This is a genomic window from Corynebacterium sp. UMB4614 (assembly GCF_030217065.1).
Taxonomy (GTDB): domain Bacteria; phylum Actinomycetota; class Actinomycetes; order Mycobacteriales; family Mycobacteriaceae; genus Corynebacterium.
Genome location: NZ_JASONC010000060.1, coordinates 1 through 401, shown reverse-complemented (window position 1 = coordinate 401; position 401 = coordinate 1). Strand labels below are relative to the sequence as shown.

At 59.6% G+C, this 401-nt stretch carries 1 pseudogene; it reads left to right on the top strand.

What is annotated here, in order from left to right:
- Positions 1–401, top strand: a pseudogene (locus QP413_RS09890) (IS256 family transposase); the annotation flags it as partial.

The window sequence follows — 401 nt, the reverse complement described above, 5'->3', positions numbered from 1 at the left end:
GCTGCCAGCGCAATCAAGACATGCTGGCCTGCAACGAAAGTGCAGCGCTGCCTCGTTCACGCCCAACGCGTGGTGCGTCGGCACACCACCTCACGCCCCCGCACCGATGCAGGACGAGCGATTTACCAGCTCGCGCTCAACCTCACGAAGATCACCGCTCTTGACGAGGCAGCCGAGTGGGGTGCACAACTGCACGAATACGGCACTATCTACCGCGACTGGATGAACCAGAAAACGTTCACAACCGACCCAGCGACACGGCAACGCACCTGGTCATGGACGCATGAACGCACCCGCAAGGCCTACAACAGCCTCAACCACCTATGGCGCAACCAGCTGTTATTTGTCTATCTCGACCCACCTGACGGTGTCCTCGATGTCAGCCGGATCAAATCCACCAC